General features: G+C 44.3%; 19 protein-coding genes and 1 tRNA gene. 8 read left to right on the top strand and 12 right to left on the bottom strand.

Annotated features, from left to right (window positions below; translation table 11 throughout):
- Positions 1-52 precede the first annotated feature (52 nt).
- Positions 53-124, bottom strand: a tRNA-Arg gene (locus FFM75_RS06995).
- 25 nt (positions 125-149) lie between these two features.
- A complete protein-coding gene (locus FFM75_RS06990) occupies positions 150-914 on the bottom strand; it encodes a flavodoxin family protein (protein ID WP_137628477.1) in 765 nt (254 codons plus the stop codon).
- Between the two features lie 413 nt (positions 915-1327).
- Between FFM75_RS06990 and FFM75_RS06985 the strand changes: the two genes are divergently transcribed.
- A complete protein-coding gene (locus FFM75_RS06985; protein ID WP_137628476.1) occupies positions 1328-1657 on the top strand; it encodes an ArsR/SmtB family transcription factor in 330 nt (109 codons plus the stop codon).
- A gap of 69 nt (positions 1658-1726) precedes the next feature.
- Here FFM75_RS06985 and FFM75_RS06980 read toward each other — a convergent pair whose 3' ends face one another.
- Complete coding sequence (locus FFM75_RS06980) at positions 1727-2608, bottom strand: RluA family pseudouridine synthase (RefSeq protein ID WP_137628475.1); 882 nt, start codon at positions 2606-2608, stop codon at positions 1727-1729.
- Positions 2609-2711: 103 nt separating this feature from the next.
- Between FFM75_RS06980 and FFM75_RS06975 the strand changes: the two genes are divergently transcribed.
- Positions 2712-3854 carry a serine hydrolase domain-containing protein gene (locus FFM75_RS06975; protein ID WP_137628474.1) on the top strand — a complete coding sequence of 381 codons (1143 nt, stop codon included), beginning with the start codon at positions 2712-2714 and terminating at the stop codon, positions 3852-3854.
- On the opposite strand, the gene recQ is transcribed toward FFM75_RS06975, so the two are convergent.
- Positions 3851-5641 (bottom strand): DNA helicase RecQ, encoded by a 1791-nt coding sequence (gene recQ, locus FFM75_RS06970; RefSeq protein WP_137628473.1) that lies wholly within the window; start codon positions 5639-5641, stop codon positions 3851-3853. The two genes, FFM75_RS06975 and recQ, sit on opposite strands and share 4 nt — an antisense overlap.
- Before the next feature lie 116 nt (positions 5642-5757).
- Complete coding sequence (locus FFM75_RS06965; RefSeq protein WP_137628472.1) at positions 5758-6759, bottom strand: NAD-dependent epimerase/dehydratase family protein; 1002 nt, start codon at positions 6757-6759, stop codon at positions 5758-5760.
- A 95-nt stretch (positions 6760-6854) separates the two neighbouring features.
- On the opposite strand from FFM75_RS06965, the gene FFM75_RS06960 reads away from it, so the two are divergent.
- Positions 6855-7499, top strand: coding sequence for a TetR/AcrR family transcriptional regulator (locus FFM75_RS06960; protein WP_137628471.1), 645 nt, complete (start codon positions 6855-6857; stop codon positions 7497-7499).
- A gap of 46 nt (positions 7500-7545) precedes the next feature.
- Here the strand turns inward: FFM75_RS06960 and FFM75_RS06955 are convergent, their stop codons facing one another.
- Entirely contained in the window at positions 7546-7758 is a 213-nt protein-coding gene (locus FFM75_RS06955; protein WP_137628470.1) for a helix-turn-helix domain-containing protein, read from the bottom strand.
- A 169-nt stretch (positions 7759-7927) separates the two neighbouring features.
- Here FFM75_RS06955 and FFM75_RS06950 point away from each other — a divergent pair, with 169 nt between their 5' ends.
- The 4 genes from FFM75_RS06950 to asnA all read left to right on the top strand — a co-directional run bounded on the left by FFM75_RS06950 (position 7928) and on the right by asnA (position 11763).
- On the top strand, positions 7928-8191 hold the full coding sequence (locus FFM75_RS06950) for a hypothetical protein (RefSeq protein ID WP_137628469.1): 264 nt from the start codon (positions 7928-7930) through the stop codon (positions 8189-8191).
- 116 nt (positions 8192-8307) lie between these two features.
- Complete coding sequence (locus tag FFM75_RS06945) at positions 8308-8784, top strand: MerR family transcriptional regulator (RefSeq protein WP_137628468.1); 477 nt, start codon at positions 8308-8310, stop codon at positions 8782-8784.
- 167 nt (positions 8785-8951) lie between these two features.
- Positions 8952-10358, top strand: a complete 1407-nt coding sequence (locus FFM75_RS06940; protein ID WP_137628467.1) for a C69 family dipeptidase — start codon at positions 8952-8954, stop codon at positions 10356-10358.
- Between the two features lie 397 nt (positions 10359-10755).
- On the top strand, positions 10756-11763 hold the full coding sequence (gene asnA / locus FFM75_RS06935; protein ID WP_137628466.1) for an aspartate--ammonia ligase: 1008 nt from the start codon (positions 10756-10758) through the stop codon (positions 11761-11763).
- Between the two features lie 80 nt (positions 11764-11843).
- Here the strand turns inward: asnA and FFM75_RS06930 are convergent, their stop codons facing one another.
- The 3 genes from FFM75_RS06930 to FFM75_RS06920 form a co-directional block, all read right to left on the bottom strand.
- Positions 11844-12416 (bottom strand): helix-turn-helix domain-containing protein, encoded by a 573-nt coding sequence (locus tag FFM75_RS06930; protein ID WP_137628465.1) that lies wholly within the window; start codon positions 12414-12416, stop codon positions 11844-11846.
- A gap of 211 nt (positions 12417-12627) precedes the next feature.
- Positions 12628-12750 carry a putative metal homeostasis protein gene (locus FFM75_RS06925; protein WP_171001452.1) on the bottom strand — a complete coding sequence of 41 codons (123 nt, stop codon included), beginning with the start codon at positions 12748-12750 and terminating at the stop codon, positions 12628-12630.
- A 97-nt stretch (positions 12751-12847) separates the two neighbouring features.
- Entirely contained in the window at positions 12848-13303 is a 456-nt protein-coding gene (locus FFM75_RS06920; RefSeq protein ID WP_137628463.1) for a P-loop NTPase family protein, read from the bottom strand.
- 180 nt (positions 13304-13483) lie between these two features.
- On the opposite strand from FFM75_RS06920, the gene FFM75_RS06915 reads away from it, so the two are divergent.
- Positions 13484-13678 carry a hypothetical protein gene (locus FFM75_RS06915; RefSeq protein WP_137628462.1) on the top strand — a complete coding sequence of 65 codons (195 nt, stop codon included), beginning with the start codon at positions 13484-13486 and terminating at the stop codon, positions 13676-13678.
- 53 nt (positions 13679-13731) lie between these two features.
- Here the strand turns inward: FFM75_RS06915 and FFM75_RS06910 are convergent, their stop codons facing one another.
- The 3 genes from FFM75_RS06910 to FFM75_RS06900 all read right to left on the bottom strand — a co-directional run bounded on the left by FFM75_RS06910 (position 13732) and on the right by FFM75_RS06900 (position 18114).
- Positions 13732-14502, bottom strand: coding sequence for a helix-turn-helix domain-containing protein (locus FFM75_RS06910; protein WP_171001451.1), 771 nt, complete (start codon positions 14500-14502; stop codon positions 13732-13734).
- 107 nt (positions 14503-14609) lie between these two features.
- A complete protein-coding gene (locus tag FFM75_RS06905) occupies positions 14610-15104 on the bottom strand; it encodes a thioredoxin domain-containing protein (protein WP_137628460.1) in 495 nt (164 codons plus the stop codon).
- Positions 15105-15579: 475 nt separating this feature from the next.
- Entirely contained in the window at positions 15580-18114 is a 2535-nt protein-coding gene (locus tag FFM75_RS06900; protein ID WP_137628459.1) for a M1 family metallopeptidase, read from the bottom strand.
- Positions 18115-18346 lie beyond the last annotated feature (232 nt).

Raw genomic sequence — 18346 nt, 5'->3', positions numbered from 1 at the left:
CTAAAAAAGCGCTGCCCAAGTCATGACTCAGACAACGCTATCACCTCATTTATGCGCCCCCAGAGAGTCGAACTCTGATCGCAAGGACCGAAATCTCGCGTGCTATCCATTACACTAAGGGCGCCGGTACAAGTCTATCCTACCACGCTTTACCGCCGCCGATGCTTAACCACCGTGAAAAAGTGTAAGATACTGGCCAATAAAACGTAAAAAATGATGACAAACACCCCATAGTAGGCCCAAAAGTTATGTAGTGGCACCCACTGGCCGATGCCAGCTTCAATCCCCATTGTAACTAGTGCCATGACGGCAATCATTAAAAATAATTCTAGATAACGTTTCATGGTATTATCATCCCGCTCCTTTTTATGCGCCGCCCGTTGGCCAACCCGTTCACATTCAGCTTGTTTAGCCGGTGACAATTGCGTCATCCCAAAGGTCTTAGTGACCACGACTTCGCGTAACTTAATCAAACCACCCATCGTTAAAAACTTATCCATCGTCTTAAAAGCAGCATCGGTGACACCCGTTACATAATTTTCGACACCGCCAGCATAACAATTCGTGATCGTGACATAGTGCTTATTTTTAAACCGGTCCGGCACCGCTTCACCAACCTGATTAAAACGCGCGATGCGATTTCGAAAACAGTCAAAGAACTGCTTCATCACCCCAGACAAACTCCCCAAATAAGTGGGTGCGGCGAGGACCCAAACATCTGCCGCTAAAAGTTCTTTTTCAAGTTTGTCTAGTTCTGGGTTAGGCTGGTTAGGTTTATCTGGTAAAAGGTCATAATCATTTAAATTAATCGTGGCAACTTCTGCTGTCGTTGCTGCGCCTTTCAATACCGCCTGCAAGGTCTGGGCCGTGACACCATCTGGCCGTTGTGACCCCAAGACTCCTAAAACTCGCATGTAAACTTCACCTCCAAAATAAGACCCGTCAAACGAAAATGTTCGTCAAAGTTACCAAACGAACCGCAATCGTTCAATACGCTAATTATAAACGATTCAAATAAAAACAATTGACAATCGATTAAGGAGTTGTTTTAATAAAACGTAAGCATTGGTATTCCTTTACCGTTTTGCCAGCCCGCTGGACAACTTGCGGACTTAAGATTTTAACGTCCTGGCACCAACCGCACGCACCAGTTCGTTAGGATAAATTGTGCACTACTTAATAGCATCACAAACGCCCTAAGCGGCGTAGTTGTCTGCTTAATTCACCGGCCAACGTTTCGGCGTACTTGCGGCCTAGGCTTCGCACCACGTAATGGGGGAAATGGCGACCGGCGCGTTAAATCGAATTTGAAAGGACTAGGTCAGTTATGGCTAACTATCAAAAATCGGAAGCAGCATTAGCGGAAAGTGCCCAGCTAATTGGGATTTTCGCCGAAAAAATCCGGCGGCAAATTATCATCGCGTTGGGGAATAGTGGCGATGGTTTAAATGTGACCGACATTACCGCGTTAGTCAATATTTCCCGACCCGCAGTGTCCCATCATTTACGCTTAATGCGTGAAGCTGGGGTCATTGCGATGCGCAGTAATGGGGTTGAACATATTTATTATCTCACCTTAACGGAACCTTTAAAATTATTACAAACAACTTTTACCACTTTAGCAACTGATTTTGACGCAACCACGCCAAAATCATAACTCGTAAAAGTCCACAAAAACGGCGACTACCCTAGCTTTAGGATAGTCGCCGTTTTGTGATTGCATGCCTTATTTGAGTTGGTTTACTAACTGTGTTAAATCGGCCGGCAATGGCGCTTGCCAACTAAAGTCGTGTCCCGTAAACGGATCCGTTAGTTGTAAAGTTGCCGCATGTAACGCCTGACGTTTAATCAACGCCATTGGCCCACCATAAAGCGCATCGCCTAATAAAGGATGTCCTAAATGCGTCAAATGAACGCGAATTTGATGCGTGCGGCCAGTGACTAGTTGTAGTTTCACCTGCGTCGCGGTTGGATAAGTCGTTTGGACCCAATACTTAGTCACCGCCTTTTGACCACTGTCAGTCACGACCCGTCGTGGCTGGGCGTCAACTTGGCCAATCGGCGCGTCAATGGTACCACTGGCCGGCGTCAATTGCCCGGTGACCCAAGCAAGATACGTTTTTTTAATTGTTGCCGCCATCGGGGCCCAGGTCGTCATACTTTGGGCGACACGATGCTTGGCAACTAGGACTAAGCCACTTGTATCACGATCCAGTCGCGTGATCAGATGGGGCTTTTGATTTGGCGCTTGATGGGCGACCAAATAGCCTTTCACACGATTGACCAACGTATCGGTTCGATTACTTGGTCCCGGGACACTGGTCAATCCCGCTGGCTTATTGACGACTAACCAATTCGCGTCTTCATAGATCACCGTAATTGGCTGTTCGCTAATCGTCACGCTCGGATCTGCGGCTTCATCCGGTAACCGAATACCCGCGACGTCGCCAGCTTGCACCGTGATGACCCCCGTTTGAACTTGTTGATTCACAATAAATTGGCCATCGCCATGCTTGACCGCTTTGATCAAGCGCATGCTAATCCCGTGCGTCGTTAAAAAGTGTTTCATCGACACGGCGTCACCGTGATGTTGCCATTCGAATTCCATTTGTGACACTTCCTTTAAATGCGCTAAAAATTTAATATAATTTTTTGTACAGATATGGTATAGTAGTGCTAATTATGATGAGATTAATTTTGGGGGAATTAACATGCATTATCGTCGGACAAAACGCTATTATCATTTGCGCTTATTTTTAATTATTTTAGTTAGTGTGGGGGCGCTGACGCTACTTGGCAAAGCCCTTTGGCCCGCTGCCAAACCTGCGACTAAGTCAAAATCAACCATCACCGTCACTAAGACAGCCCATGCCAAGGCAAAACCAGCCAAGCCTAAGCCATTAACGATCGTGGTGAAGAATCAAGCCATCGACCACTATTTAACCAAATTACACTTTACCGGCACCGCTCTGATCGTCCGGGAAAACCAAGTGGTGTTGCGCAAGGCCTATGGCTTGCGCAATCGCAAAGCTGACTTGAAAAATCAACTCAATACGCCTTACTACATCGGTTCGACAGAAAAAGCGCTAATTGCCACCGCTATCTTGCAACTTCAATCAGCTGGTAAATTATCGGTCAAAGACCCAGTCAAACGGTATTTTCCGAAATTTCCTAACGGGCAGGCGATTACCCTAAAGCACTTACTTACCCATACTTCCGGTCTAGCTGGTCATCAGGAAGCAGATGCCAAAGTGACGCCGGCTGAACTCGTAAAAGATATTGAAAAACAAGGGATCACAAGTCAGCCTGGAAGCTGGCATTATTTAGATAGTAATTATACAGTCTTGGCTTACTTAGTTGAAAAACTCAGTGGTCAGCCGCTAATGACTTACTTTCAGACCCACATTTTTAAACCTGCTCAGATGAACGACGTCCTCACCTATCAAGCTTTTGCTAAGTCTAAGCAACGCTCAACCGGCTATCGAGTGACCAACGGCAAGTACGTCACACCAGCACTGCCCGATTTATCCCAACTTTATGGCGTTGGTAACTTAGCGATGTCGGTAACTGACATGTACCGTTTCGACGCAGCTTTAATGCGCGGTGACCTGATCAACGCTAAGGCCCGCAAACAAATGTTGACAGCTGGTAGCACGTCCGGCTATGGCATGGGCTTTTACGTCGATCCGGGGGCCTATAATAGTCACGGCATCGTCAGTGGTTGGAACGTCTCCAATAGTTTTACCCATACTGGCAAAACGTACATTGTTTTAATGTCCAATGTGCAAAATAATATCCGCTCCTTTGGCCAAGTCAACGATCACCTGTATCAATTGTTAAATCAAGCCGACTAGTCTTGACTAGCCACGGGTTGATGGACATAAGCGCGAATCGTTTGCATAAACGTTTCACCATATTTTTCTAGCTTATTAGCCCCAACACCACGAACATTTAAGAACGCGGCATCGTTTTCAGGTAAGATGTCACACATTGAATGTAACGTTTTATCGGAAAAGATCACAAACGGTGGGACTTGTTGGTCTTCAGCCAATTGCCGCCGTAATGTCCGTAATTGTTCAAATAACGCATCATTCACCGGCGCAGCCTGTTTAACAGTCTGCGCCGTTTTACGATACACTTGGCTTTCACCTTTTAAGACGGCGACACCAGTTTTTGTCACGGTCAAAGTCGGGTATTGGCCGCCGACACTTTGTAAATAGCCGGCCGCCGTCAAAAAGTCCACTAATTCAGTGACCGTCTTTTGCCGCTGATCGGCCATAATTCCGTATGTCGATAGGCCTTTTAAATCTAAGTCCCGGATCCGTTGATTATTAGCACCTGTCAAGACTTGCGCCACAACGCCTTTACCAAAACGCGCATGTAAGCGAACGACACAAGATAAAACTTTTTGCGCGTTGGTGGTAATATCTTGGGCTTCGCGGTCGTCACGACAATTACTACAACGGCCACAAGATTCGGATGTTTCACCGAAATACTTCAAAATAAATTGTTGTAAACACCCTTGGGTATTCGCATATTGACTCATGACTTGAAGTTTTTGATACGAGCGATGTTTATGCTCATCATCCATCTCGGATTGATCAATAAAGAAATGCTGGATTTGGGCATCTTGGGGCCGATAGATCAAGACGGCCTCACTCGGCAAGCCATCACGGCCGGCCCGCCCCGCTTCTTGATAGTAAGCTTCCAGGGTTCCTGGGACTTGGGCATGAATGACGAACCGCACGTTACTTTTATCGATGCCCATCCCAAAGGCATTGGTTGCGACCATCACTTGCACCCGATCATAGAGGAAATCCTCTTGATTTTGCCGCCGAATATTATCTTCTAACCCAGCATGATACATCGCCGCCTTCACGTGATGCTGCTGGAGCAAAGTCGCGATCCGCGCAACTTCTTTACGTGTGCTGGCGTAAATAATGCCAGCTTCACCTTGATTGGCTTTTAAATAATCCAAAATATAGCGGTCGGTATCTTGATCTTTAACCACTGACAAGTCTAAATTATCCCGAGCAAAGCCCGTGTTGACTTCGTGATCTGGCGCAATTGCTAACCGCTGACAAATATCTTGCGCAACTTGCTCCGTTGCCGTCGCCGTTAAAGCCAAGACCTGTGGCTGCGTCGGTAATTGTTCAATCGCGGTACTTAATGCCAAATAGCTCGGCCGAAAGTCATGGCCCCATTGCGAAATACAATGTGCCTCATCAATTGCCAATAATTTAATCGGTAATTGGCCCAATGCTTGAATAAACTGCTGCGAATCCAAGCGTTCTGGGGCAATATACAATAACGTATAATCTCCCGCCCGCAATTCTTGTAGTCGGCTTTGAATCGTGGCGTAATCAAGGGAACTATTAATAAAAGTCGCCGCAATCCCGTTATCATTTAACGCATCGACTTGGTCTTTCATTAGTGAAATCAATGGTGAGACCACCACGGTAATACCATCAAATAATAGCGCTGGAATTTGATAGCAAAGTGATTTCCCCCCACCCGTTGGCATCACGGCCAGCGTGTTTTGACCAGCCAAGACTTGTTCAATGACTGCTTTTTGGCCAGGTCGAAATTCATCGTACCCAAAAGTCGTTTTTAATACTTGTTGCGCCGCCGCTAAATCCATCGCCGTAGCCACTCCTTCTTGTTAATTCAGTGTTTCCATTTTACCGAGAAACCGGCGAAGATACAACCAACCTTCTCCATCCACTGCACTAACAATTCCGTAAAGCGAGCCGGCTTTTAATCAACTAAGCCTAAATTAATTAAACGTTGGGCCGCCGCTAAAACGGTCGCATCTGGCGCTGTCTGTTGCCACCCTAAATCATGTTCAGCTGCGGCCGTCGTATGGTGATATTGCCGATTTAGCATTGGGACTAGCGACCGCAAGCTTGGCATTGGCTTCGCTAGTAGCCGGGTGGCCCAGTTCGGTAACGCCCGCACATGTAAGTTTAATTGTGGGAAGTTTTGTTGATATAATCGGCCGACAGCTAACATCGTTAGCGTTTGCGATGCCGCCAAATAGCGTTTGCCAATCGCTTGGTCTTGTTCAAAAGCGAGGCGATGTAAGGTCGCTAGGTCACGGACATCACTAATTTCTAACGGCACTTTCGGCAATGCTGGTTGGCCCTTCAACAATTGTAATAAGATGCCATTCGAGCTTAAATTACGCGTCATTACCGGTCCAAAGATGGCACCCGGTAAAATCGTCGTTAAGTCGAGGTTTAAGTCGGCCGCAAGTTGCCACGCCGTCTGTTCAGCCCGAACTTTTGAAATCCGATAAGCATCTAATTCTGGATTGTCCGGATCAGTCCAGAAACTTTCATCTAGGGTTTTAGCTGACGTACTGCGCGGCGTTGAAGCAGCTTGGGAACTTGTCATCACGATCCGTTTAATGCCAACGGCCGCGGCCGCTTCAAAGACTTCTCGCACACCACTAGTCGCCACGCGTACCAATTCGGCCGTTGATTCAGTCCCATGTCCTAATGGCGACGCCACATGAATGACGCCATCAGCGCCACGCATCCCAGCTTGCCAACCATCCGCCTGCGTTAAATCAGCCACAAAGAAACTTAGGTGTGCTAACCGCGTCGCATCGACATAGCGACTCAAGCCGGCTTTGATTGCAGCCGCCTTATCTAGTGACCGCAAACTCGTGGTGACGGCATAATCTTGATTTAAAAATGCGGCAATGACCCAACTCGCAACAAAACCGGAACCCCCGGTAACAACTACTTTTTTCATCTTCATAACCTCGTTTATTTTTAGAATAGACAAATAATACATCATATTGTCTAAAATGTAAAATTATTGTATACTAATTTTACGAGGTGAGTGAAATGATCGATAAACGTGAACTCGTGATTAACTTAAATCACGTCATTTTAATCAAGGGATTTCAAACGTTATCAATGAGTAAATTAGCCCAAGCCGTCAACGTTAGTCGGGCAACGTTGTATTTGTACTTTAAAAATAAAGATGATTTAGTCCAAGCTGTCGTTGCCCGGCATTTACAATTTGTTACCAAACGTCCGGTGCCAACGACATTTACGGCGACAGAATTTCTCCCCACTTGGCTAGACGCCCTTTTGTTAATGGGTTCAACGACACCAACATTTATGACGGAATTAACCCATGCCTACCCAACTTTAGCGCGACAATTGACCCAAGCCAACCAAGCTTACTTTAACGCGTTGATCACTTATCTGGCACAAGGCCAAGCAGACGGTATCTTAACGGCCAACCTAACACCGGACTATATGTTATTTCAAGCCGATGCCTTAATTAAAGCCGTGTTGACCCAAGTACAACAACATACCTTGCCATTGACGCAAGCTGAAGCTTACTTATCAGCCACCTTACAATTACAATGGCAGGCGTTAATCGTGCCTGAACAACTACCACAGTTAGACACGACGAGTATCCATGATTTCAAGCAAACGGTATTAACCGAATTTACCGCGACTTACAGCTTACTCGACTAAAAAAGCCACCTGAGAAAATCTTCTCGGGTGACTTTTTTGTGTGCCATTAATTTGCTGGTTTCGGAGCTTGCTTAGGCCGACCACGATGGTCAACTAAGCCCGCGGCCCCGTTTTGACGGAACTTACGTACCCACGTATACACTTGTGGGTAGGACACGTTAAATTTGTCCGCCGCTTCTTGATAATTATTGGCGTGTGCTAGCGTATAATCGACAATTTCCAATCGTTCTTCATACGTTGCTCGGCGTCCACGTTGCATGGTCAGGTCCCCTCTCAAATGCTGTTCATGTTTTTATCATACCAACATCTTTCCAAAATTTATAGCTTTTATTCTTAAATTTGAATGGATTGACCAGACTTTTAGTAAAAAGTAACTTTTGCTGGTCAAGTCGAACGTTTGTTCGTATAATAAAACTGAGGTGATCGACATGACTAACGAAGCATTGACCGTTAAATTTGATAATCAAAGTAAAATTTTAAAATACGATCCGTTTATGTTATATATTCGCGTTAAACCATTAACACCAGCTGCCAAGCCCATCAATTGCATTGTCGTACAACATGCGTTGACGTTGTTCTATCAATTAAAACCCGACTTACCATTGGCTTTGTACGGTCACTATAATCAACGGCATCAATTCGTCATTACAAAGTATATGATTCGGACCGACACCCATGAATTAGCTAGTTAATTAAAAGCTGATATTAAAAAATAAAACAGTCACCACAACTTAATAGCTGGTCAAAAGTTTGCCATTTAACCTCATTAATCGCAGAATACAACTAAACTGCCATGGAGGGATTAATGATGCACACTTATACAATTGGCCAAGTGGCCGACAAATTAGGACTCACCGTTGAAGCCATTCGCTACTACGACCGCGCGGGTCTCTTACCATTCGTCAAACGTGATAGTGGTGGGCGCCGTCAGTTCACTGAAGATAATATGCAACTCATGCAAATGATTCTAGATTTAAAGCGCGCGGGCGTTCCCATCAAAGATATCGCTTACTTTGTTTCATGGCGGATGGATGGTGATGACTCGCTTCAAGACCGGTATGACTTTCTTAATCAACATGAAAAAGTCCTCGAAACTGAGATTCAAAAGCTTCAAAGTTCGCTCGATTATTTACGTTTTAAAAAGTGGTACTACAAAACGGCCGCCGCGGCTGGCACTGAAAAGATCCACTTAAAACCTGACACGGTACAAGTCGATCCAGCAACTTACGTCGAATATGATCAGTTACTTAAACATGGGGCCACTCGTGAGGAACTCGGCAACTGATACTAGCGATTAACACCTATATCCGCCTTAATTCAGCGAGCTGAACACCATTAAAGACACGCTTATGGCTAACCATCACGACCCGTAAAATTCCCGGTCGATTGGTATCAACGCTATATTAGAAAGCGTATAATAGTCATAATAACTAAAAAGGAGTGTTTTATAGCATGGAAAAGCGTATTAAAGGCTCATGTACCACGATTTTAGTGGGTAAAAAAGCCTCAATTGATGGCTCAACAATTATTTCACGAAATGACGATGGGCATGAAGCTCTTGACCCTGAACGGTTAGTTGTCGTTAATCCCGAAGACCAACCCAAGCACTATCAATCCGTTATTAGTAAAGTTAAGGTGGAATTACCAGATAACCCGTTACGTTATACGTCAATTCCAAACTCAATTTTAACGAATGGAACTTGGCCAGCTGCTGGGATCAACAGCGAAAATATCGCGATGTCAGCGACTGAAACGATCACGACCAACTCCCGTGTCCTTGGCATGGACCCATTAGTTGCTGGTGGGATTGGTGAAGAAGATTTAGTCACCTTAGTCTTGCCTTACATTCATAGCGCCAAAGATGGCGTTTTACGGTTAGGTCAGTTGTTAAAAGAATACGGGACCTACGAACCAAACGGAATCGCCTTTTCAGATAACAACGAAATCTGGTGGCTAGAAACCATCGGTGGTCATCACTGGGCTGCTAAGCGGATTCCAGACGATGCCTACGTGGTCGCACCTAACCGGATGAATATTGATGACTTCGACTTTGACGCTGAAGACACCTTGTGCTCTGACGACTTAAAAGACTTAATCGAACAATATCACTTGAATCCTGACTTTGACCATTACAACTTACGCCATATCTTTGGGAGTGCTTCAATCAAGGACACCGTTTATAACAATCCCCGGGCTTGGTTTGGCCAAAAGTACTTCACGCCAGAAGTTGAACAAGACCCAATGGCACAAGACTTGCCATTCATCTGCCATGCTAATCGCAAGATTTCCATCGAAGATGTTAAGTTCGTTTTGAGTTCACACTTCGAAAACACGAAATATGATGTTTACGGTAACGGCTCTGAAGCTGATAAAACCTTATTCCGGCCAATCGGGATCAACCGGAACCACGACGTGAACATTTTACAAATCCGTAACAACGTCCCTGCTGAAATCGCCGGGATTCACTGGTTAGCCTTTGGTGCCAATACCTTTAACACGGTCGTGCCATTCTACGCTAATGTCAATGACACCCCTGCTAGCTATAAAGACGCTAACGGCACCTTTGACTTAAACAATATGTATTGGTTAAGTTGCACGACGGCCCTCTTGGGTGATACCGATTACGACTTATACGTCGATATGCGCAACAGTTTTGAACTTGAAGCCATGGGTGCTTATCATCAGATTCAAAACGACACCGATGCTAACTTAAATGGCCAAAGTGATGTGACTGCTTATCTTGAAGCCGCTAATCAAAAATTGGCTGACGAATCGATGACTCGTCAAACGAAATTATTGGGCGATATGGTCATTATGGGCTCCGAACACATGAAACTACGCTATAACTTGAATGATTAATTAGAACTTTTTTCATCGTTGACTATGAAAATTTTAATTTTATGGTTTACATTTTGAAAAATCGTGCTAATATAAATGTCACAAGATAAAAAACGGAGGAAAGAGGAGTACGTTCAACCAACCTGCCAGTGAATCGGGACATAGTGGAAACCCGACCAGACCTTGCTTGAGCCGAAAAACACTTTCTTAGTTGCTAACTGAAATCTTTACTGAGAGTAGGATTAGTCGTTTGCCGGTACGTTATCATCGGTGGAGTATGTTTGTACTCTATAAAAGCTGGTTTATTTTAGATAAACAACTTGGGTGGTACCGCGAAAAAAGCCTTTCGTCCCTTGATATTTCAAGGGATGGAAGGCTTTTTTTCATCCGGTTTTTAAAACCAAAGGAGCTTGTTGATATGCATTTAATTATTCCAGAATCATACGATCCAAAATTGTCTGTTCGTGAAACCCAAACCGCGATTCGTTATATTCGCGAAACGTTCCAAGAAGAATTCGGTAAGCAATTAAACTTATCACGGATCTCCGCCCCAATGTTTGTCGAAAAGAAAACTGGCTTGAACGATAACTTGAACGGCGTTGAAAAGCCCGTTTCCTTCACCATGCAAGACATGGGTGACGAGACCATCGAAATCGTTCACTCACTTGCAAAGTGGAAACGGGTCGCATTGAAGCGTTACGGCTTTGGCATGCATGAAGGGTTATATACAAACATGAACGCCATTCGTAAAGACGAAGACTTAGACAACTACCATTCAGCTTACGTTGATCAATGGGATTGGGAAAAAGTCATTGCTAGAGAAGATCGGACCATTGACTATCTTCAAAAGACTGTTCGTCAAATCTTTAAAGTGATCAAGCATATGGAACACGAAGTTTGGTACAAGTTCCCACAAGCGGTACACCACTTACCAGATGAAATTCACTTCATCACAACACAAGAATTAGAAGACAAGTATCCTGACATGACCCCACGCGAACGCGAAAACGCGATTACAAAAGAACTTGGTTGTGTCTTCATCATGAAGATTGGTGGTCAATTACTCAGTGGCAAACGGCATGATGGCCGCGCCCCTGACTACGATGACTGGGACTTAAACGGTGATATCATGTTCTGGTATGAACCTTTAGACCAAGCCATTGAAATCTCTAGCATGGGGATTCGGGTCGATGCTGAATCAATGAAGAAACAGCTGAAACTCGCTGACGCCGAAGATCGTTTAGACTTACCTTATCATCAAATGGTCTTAAACGAAGACGTGCCATTCACCATTGGTGGTGGGATCGGTCAATCACGCTTATGCATGTTGCTACTTGGCAAAGCCCACGTCGGTGAAGTCCAAACGGCACTCTGGCCAGATGAAATGGTTAAAAAATGTGAAGCCGCTGGTATTCATTTACTTTAATGCGTCACAACTAAACTGACATTAAAAAAGGTAGCGACAACGTCAAAACGCGTTGTCGCTACCTTTTTGCATCCAAATCATTAGCTATAATGGATATAATTTAACGCTAACAGATCATTCATACGTTGCCGATTATCCGCACTTAGCACGATGCCATTTTTTTGCATACACCGTGAAACACCTAAGTTCATCCGGTCAAAAACATATAGATTAGAACCAGAACGTTGATCCACCAGTTCTTGATAGTAGCTTGCCAATAATTCCCGCAGTGGTTGTTCGTTTGATGCATTCAAGTTTTCAATTAACCCAACTAACAAACCAACCGCAACTTGGGCCCGTTCTTGACCACCTGCATACCATTTAACTTTTTTAGTCATCGTTGATTTTCTCCCCCTATGAAACCAGGTCCACCGAATTGGTCTGTTCTCTGTGACTGGCGTGGCGTCCGTCCGCTTTAATCCAAGCAAGTCATCCGTTGAAACGGCGAATAACTCACTCAAACGAACCAAGCTTTCCAAATCTGGATAACTCTTATCCAATTCCCACTTAGAAATCGTTTGCCGTGTCACATTCAACTGCGTGGCTAATTCTTGTTGTGACCAACCAGCGTGAACCCGATATTTTTTTATTTGTACCCCAATGACAATTTTCACAATACCCCACCTTTATGACTCAGGCCAGCGTTTTTGCCGCAATTAATCGTTGCCGCCTACTTTTGGCCCCGCAATGCCCCGTTGCATCCTTGATACAACAGCGTTTTCTCTTCTAAATTATAGCTAGACTCACTAAGATTTTACAAGCCTATTTGACCAAAAAAAGTCACAGCAGCGATGATATCATCCCTACTGTGACCAATTTGGTAACTTATGCTTTAGCTTTAGTGGCTTGACGTCTTGCATCGTGTAAGACTTTTAAGGCCCGTTTACGTGACTTAATATTCCGACTGCGTAATTGACGACGCGCGGTCGCTAAATCTTGTTTTTCCATGATTATACCTCTCGCTTTTAAATGGTAATAATTACGATTTAAAAGTAGTATACCAAAAACTAACGCTAACGCAAAATCTTAAGTTTGCTAGTTCCATCTAAGCAAGTTGTAAATCGGTTAAAACGCGCTTCATTTGTTCATCCAATGTTAAGCCATCTGCTAAGGCTTGCTCATGCGGATATGTAGTGTGACGCCACGGTAACCAGGCTAGTTTCGATGGCTGTTCACACGCCTGACAACAGTCTTCAAATCGATACACAACCGCTTGTTCAAACCGTTTCATCAATGTGACGATCATTGCGCGGTACCGTTGACTCACTAAACACCCTTCGACAATCACAACTTCGACTTGATGATTGCCAAAATCCGCAAGTTGTTTAATCAATTCGATGGCTTGATTACCCGGGTAATCATGAACGTGCAACATTTGTTGGCGCACGACATCTTGAGAAATAACCATACTAGCCGGTCCTAATTTATCTTGTAACTTGTGTGCCAATACCGCTTTATTACTATCCGCATTACCGCGTAGAATGATTAATTTTGTTGCCATTCTGGCTTCCTTTCAGATGCTAAACCTCAATTCAATGAACGTTTACATGTGTAATAGTTGCCATTTCAGCACCAAAATCTAACTAATCAAACAATAATCTAAAATTGTCACTAAACTGTATTCTTAAGTACTGCCAATGTTAGACTAAAATAAGTAAAACTATCGTTTGGAGGAACCAGTATGCCTGGAAAATTAACGCCCGCTCGAACCAAAGCCAATAAAAAATGGGATGATGCCAATAAGGCGCGAAAACAGTACCTCAATAAGCGCTCAGTAGCCCGAAATTTCATTAAGAAGTCTGCGACCGTCGCTGATTTAGATGAACTAGCGCTATTGATTGACGCGCGCCGTGACACGCTTAATACATCCAATTAATACCAAAGCCATCACTAGTCCAACTTGAACCAAGTTAGCACCAGTGATGGCTTTTAGTTTGACCCTGTCGCACCACGCTTCCCCGCATTAAAGTGGTTATACAGTGAGTCACCGCGTAATAATAACTCAACGATACCATCATCATCAGCGACTGGGACACCTTGCCGGACCAAATAGTTTACAAACTGCGGTAAGAAATCTTGGACATGCGCCCCAAGTTCTAACGCCCAATGCCGCCCATCCTTAGCCGTAATAATGAGTTTAAAGTCATCTGAGCCATAATCAAATGGTTGCACCCGTTGCCGCACTTGATAGTAAATCGTGGCTTGTGCCATTTCAGTGTACGCCATCGTTTCAAGCTTTGGCTGCCGCTCCAATAGCTGCTTAAAAATAAAGCCTTTCCCATAATGACGCCATTTTAGCTGAGTTGCTTCAATCACCCAATAGTCATTCGTTAAAATTGGTATCAAGTATCCCGAGCCAAATACGACGATCATCGTCAGGATCGACCAGTTTTTAAAATCGAACCCGCTTAAAAAGATGCTCAATAACAGCCAAGCACCCAACAATAGTAACACTCGACTGCGCCGGTACCGATGACCAACAACGTAAGGCTTCTTGAAAAACGGACTCCCCTGCACTAACTCATCTAACGATAAATTGTATAGATCCGATAAAGCTAATAAGTTATCGATCGTTGGCACCGACTGCCCATGTTCCCATTTCGAAACCGCTTGTGTGGACACAAATAACCGTTGTGCCAGTTGAGCTTGGGTGTAATGATTTTGTAGTCGTTGCTGTTTTAACAAGTCCTGTAATCGCATCTGCGTCATCCCCTCGTTTAACTATCCCCAGCGTACGCACTTTCTTAAAAAATGACAATCAACTTATGGTTGATAGGTATACATGCCTGTTCTGACAAGGGTTTGACTTAGGCTAACAATTGCTTGATTGACTGTAGATTTTCTTCATCAGCGGCGTGACCATCAAAAATAATCGTCGGAACACTCGTTATTTGGTTCGCTAGCACTTCCGCATCAATTTGCTTTTTAACCGCATCGGCCTGGGCGTATGGTTTAACTGCCGGGTACGTTGTGGCCAAATAGCTGGGCACATCAGTACTGTCGCGCAAGGCTTGTTGATTGTGGAAAACTTGTTTCGCCCATGCCATTGCCTGTGCAGGATGTTGATAATCGAGATACCCATTGGCGATATTGCCGTTGACTAATGTTGACTTTTGCTTATTCCAAAACTTAAAGTGCGCCTTTAGTTGTCCATTATCGATGGCCGCAAACAGATCGGCTTCATTGGGTAACCACCAGGCTTGCGTATCAACACAGCCTAGATTCAAGATGGCAATTAAGTCATGCGGTGCAGCCGAGTTACCGAAATTTAACGTATATTGATCGTCTAAATTGAAATTCATTCGTTCACCGTCTTTCTTTACTTCTCATTTTAAGTATTTTGACCTCATTCGACAATGACTTTCATTTTAAAGATGATTTAGTTGTGTCATAATCTGAGTAAATTCACCAAGGGTGGTCATTGTTAATGCAACTAAGTCCACGATTAAAGCGTCTTTTTGAACGATTACGATTATGCCTTACGACTTTCATTTTAAAGATAACTTGGTTGTATCATAATCTGAGTAAATTCACTAAGGGTGGTCATTATTAATGCAACTAAATCCGCGATTAAAGCGTCTTTTTGAACAGTTACGGTTATGCCTTACGATTATTAATCTTATTTTGTTTGGTGTTCACTTGGTTCACTTTTTAAATACCAAGCATTATGACACACTTAATATCTAACATACGACAACTTTTCACCACCAAATAAATAGGCCCCCTAGTTCAGCATGTTTGTTGAACTAGGGGGCCCATTTATTCATTTAATACAGATTATTTTACAACTTCGGCAATCGCAGTGTTCACCGCAGCTTGTTCGGCTTCAATCAAGCTAACACGGCTCGTGATCACCTTGGTATCCATTTGGATTTCCCGGGTTAATCCTGGCGTGTTGAGCTTAGGTTCAAAGAAGGCTTTGAATTCGGCCAAACGATTGGCTGTCCGGAAGATCCCCGCAATCACGGTAATGTAAGTGGTGAATTCCATGTCGCCACCAACTGTATCTTCTAGCCATTGCCAGTCGTTACGAATCCAGTCCCAAGCAGCTTGTTGGCCTGCGTTGGAAGCCAAAACGCCACGGAACCAAGCTCGTAAATCTTGAGGCTTGATCGTATCGGCATCTTCAAATTTTTCAATCAGCTTAGCGACTAAAGCGGCATCTTGCGTACTCGTTAAAGCGGCACAAATATCAGCTTTGTAACTCGCATCAGCCGTTTGCCGAGATTCAGTTAATAACATGTCGAACAAGTCGGCACTACCATAGTTTTGCACTTCGTTACGTAAGACGAAGACCCGCGTATCCGCTGGTAAAGTTGCTAATGAATCGCGGTTCGCGACAAATAACTGATGTGCATCCGCAATCGCCTTAGCATTCTTAGCATATAAAGCGGCACTTAAAACGTATGGCCGCGTTAATTGGTCATCGTTAGATTCACCAGCTTGTGGTGCCCAGCCTAAGCGCGTCACTTGGTCAGCGCTCAATTGATCAAATAATTGACGTAAAGCGGCTTCTTCAGTTGAATCGGGGGTCACAAACTTCTTCAAGTCGCTGGCAACACGATACAACGCATCGTTGACCACCGTCGAATGACTCGCAGCAAAACGGCTCAACAATGGCACGATTGCGGCATAAGAAATTTGGCGACCTTCGGCTAATAAACGTAAATCTTGCAACAATTGTAGTTGGTCGATCGCATTTAATTGGTCTAAGTTGGCCAAAATATCATCTAATAACGTTTGATCGTATTTGACGATAAAGTGTGAATTGTTACCAACATTTAGGCGGAAAGGTTTACCGTTTGCTGACCGTAATGCTGCATAGTCGCCTAAGGCAACGGTCGTATCAGCCATGATTTCAGGTGCGGCGTCGTAATTGCTGTTCAACGGAATCTGCCATTGACGGCCAACTTCCTTGCCTTCACCGATAAAGAATTGTTGTTGTTTCAATGTTAATTGACCATCGACTACGCTAGCCGTCACAACTGGATAGCCTGGTTGTTCCAGCCACGAGTTCATGATAGCCCCAACGTTCATCCCAGAAGCATCACCTAAGGCTGCCCACAAGTCTTTACCTTGAGCATTGCCATATTGATGGGCATTGAAGTAAGCCTTCAAGCCTTGACGTAAAGCATCATCGCCAACTAATGCCCGGGCCATAACTAACATCCGGGCACCCTTAGCATAGACAATCGCACCATCGAATAAGGCATCGATTTCAGCGGGATTTTCAACTTCAACGTGGACTGATTGAACACCATCGGTCGCATCGCGTTGTAAGGCCGCCGCGGCTTCAGAAGTCTGGAACGTTTCCCAAATATGCCAATCAGGTTCTAAGGCATCGGTGGCGACGTATTCCATCATGTTGGCAAAACTTTCATTTAACCAGAGATCATCCCACCACTTCATGGTAACCAAATCACCGAACCATTGATGGGCTAATTCGTGGGCAATCACCGTTGCAACCCGTTGCTTCATATCTAAAGCAGTGTTGTCAGGATCGAGTAATAAGTAAGCTTCCCGATAAGTGACTAAGCCCCAGTTTTCCATCGCACCGGCTGAAAAGTCTGGTAAGGCCAACTGCCATGAATGTGGTAATGGATATGGTGTTTGATAGAAATCTTCATAAAATTCAATTGCACGTTTGGCAATGTCTAACGCAAAGTCGAGTTCATTAGCCTTGTGGGCTTTGGTGCCAAAGACGCCGACCTTCACACCACTCTTAGTGGTCGTTAACTTACTTTGGAGTTCACCAAAGGCAAACGCAATTAGGTAAGTTGACATTTTAACGGTCGTATCAAAGTAATGCACGCCGTTTTCGGTCTTAACTTCTGGCATGTTGCTGATGATGGTTTCATCGGCGTGTTCGTCGAACTTGATAGCTAAATCAAACGTGGCTTTGGCTTCTGGTTCGTCGACACATGGGAACGCTTGCCGCGCAGCATTAGTTTCGAACTGCGTCCCGATGATTTGCTTCTTTTCACCGTTAACTTCGTAATAAGATGGGTAAATCCCCATCATCGTGTCAGTTAATGGCGCCGTGTAAGTGATTGCTAACGTGGTCTTCCCAGCTTTAGCTAAGTCAATGCGAATCGCATCGTTTTCAGCGTCTAACTTGAATGGCACGTCTTGTCCATCAGCTTGAACAGCGGAAACGGTGAAGTCCTTTTGATGGATTGAAACGGCGGCTGTTTGTGCGTCACCGGTAATCTTGGTTTGACCACTAAACGTCTTAGTCGCCCGGTTAATATCTAGGTAAATATCATAATGTTCTGGTTGGAACGTTTGGTAAAAATGGGTTAATTCTGCCATGAGATTCTCCTTGATTTGTTAGAATAGTTTCATTATACGTCATTTGGGTGGTTGATGCTGATTGAAAAGCCCAATTTAGGTTACTAATAAAAAAGCAATTCAGCTTATATACCGAATTGCTTCTATACTTACCTATTCAAAATAAGCTTTCAACTTTCAAATAATCTCTAATACATTACGGTTCATATTAGTAGCTCGGACACTTTTAGACGTTATTCAAAGATTAATCACA

Source organism: Lactiplantibacillus daowaiensis (genome assembly GCF_005405085.1).
GTDB classification, from domain to species: Bacteria; Bacillota; Bacilli; order Lactobacillales; family Lactobacillaceae; genus Lactiplantibacillus; species Lactiplantibacillus daowaiensis.
Note: the sequence above shows the minus strand (reverse complement) of the source record. Positions and strands in the feature narration are given on the sequence as shown.